Genomic DNA, 1,528 nt, shown 5'->3' on the forward strand with positions numbered 1-1,528 from the left:
CAGGACGATGCAGCTCGCGTGACCCGCGCCGTCCACGCGAGCTGCATCGTCCTGGGGGAGGACGGGATCCTGATCCGCGGCGCGGCGGGGAGCGGCAAATCGACCCTGGTGCGTGACCTCCTGGCCCTCGGCGCTATATCGGGCGTCTTCGCGGCCCTCGTGGGCGACGACCGCGTGGCCCTGACGCAGCGGCACGGGCGCCTGCTGGCCGCTCCCCATCCGGCCCTCGCCGGGCTCCTCGAGGTCCGCGGCCTCGGCCTGCAAGCCGTTGACGCGACGGTGCCTTCGGCGGTCGTGCGCCTCGTCGTCGACCTCGCCGGGGCCGCCCCGCGGATGCCGACGCGGGCGGAGGGGATGGTTCTTCTCCAGGGGGTGGCGCTGCCCAGGATGATCCTGTCGCCGGATCCCGGGCGGGCCAGCACAGCGTTGTGGCGTTGGCGCCGCCTCCGTGTCATGATGATGACCGAATGATGCGGATTTCGCCGCATTGCTCTTGCGCTCGCCTTTGCGCTGCACAAAATGGCGGCTCGGCTCCAACGGGGCGTCGGAACTCGTGTCGATGATTGGAATGGTGCTCGTCACCCACGGCCTGCTCGCGACGGAATTCAAGGCCGCGCTCGAGCACGTCGTGGGGCCGCAGGAGCAGCTCGAGACGATCACCATCGGCCCCGAGGACGACATGGAGGTCCGGCGCAAGGACATCATGTCGGCGGTGTGCCGGGTGAACTCCGGGGACGGCGTCGTCGTGCTCACCGACATGTTCGGCGGAACGCCCTCGAACCTCGCCCTCTCCTGCATGAACGGCGGCTCGGTCGAGGTGGTCGCCGGCATCAACCTGCCGATGCTGATCAAGCTCGCCAGCGTGCGCGACGAGGAAACCTTGAGCGAGGCGGTGCTCCACGCTCAGGAGGCCGGCCGCAAGTACATCAACGTCGCCTCGCGCGTCCTGGCCGGCAAGTAAGGCGGGCACGAAGGCGCGCGGCGCGGCCCCCTCCCCTTCGGCATCCTCCGCTCTAGGTTTCCGTGACGGCCCGGTTACCGTATCGGGCCGATTCCCCTGACGCGCGCGAGAGCCGGACGACGGGCAGCCGCCGGTCCCACCGGTTCCGAGCAGGTGCCCTTGCCGATGACGCCCTTTGCCGACACAGACGACGAGGACGGCGAGCTTCCGCCGGTTCCGGAGGGCGCCAGCGCCCGCGACCTTCCGATCATCAACCGCCGCGGCCTGCACGCCCGGGCCTCCGCCAAGTTCGTGCAGACGGTGGAGCGCTTCAAGTCGGAGGTCACGGTGAGCCGGGGCGGCGAGACGGTGGGCGGCCGCTCGATCATGGGCCTGCTCACCCTCGGGGCCGCCCAGGGCACCAGCATCCGGGTCACCGCCCTCGGGCCCGATCAGGACGCCTGCATGGAGGCGATCTCCGCCCTGCTGGCGAACCGCTTCGGCGAGGACGAGTAGCGGCCCGCGGGTGATCCGGCGGGCTCGCCGGGAGGCTTGTGCGAAATCCGATTGATACCCTCGCGCCTTCGC

Annotated in this window: 3 protein-coding genes; all 3 read left to right on the top strand. The window is 70.6% G+C overall.

Annotated elements, in window-relative coordinates; all coding sequences use genetic code 11:
- Positions 1-471, top strand: a 471-nt coding sequence (locus VQ02_RS33105) for an HPr kinase/phosphorylase (protein WP_245239925.1), incomplete at its 5' end; no start/stop codon positions are given.
- An 88-nt stretch (positions 472-559) separates the two neighbouring features.
- Complete coding sequence (locus VQ02_RS33110) at positions 560-961, top strand: PTS sugar transporter subunit IIA (protein WP_048448522.1); 402 nt, start codon at positions 560-562, stop codon at positions 959-961.
- 165 nt (positions 962-1,126) lie between these two features.
- Positions 1,127-1,456 (top strand): HPr family phosphocarrier protein, encoded by a 330-nt coding sequence (locus VQ02_RS33115; RefSeq protein WP_048448523.1) that lies wholly within the window; start codon positions 1,127-1,129, stop codon positions 1,454-1,456.
- Positions 1,457-1,528 lie beyond the last annotated feature (72 nt).

Source organism: Methylobacterium variabile, assembly GCF_001043975.1.
Classification (GTDB): domain Bacteria; phylum Pseudomonadota; class Alphaproteobacteria; order Rhizobiales; family Beijerinckiaceae; genus Methylobacterium; species Methylobacterium variabile.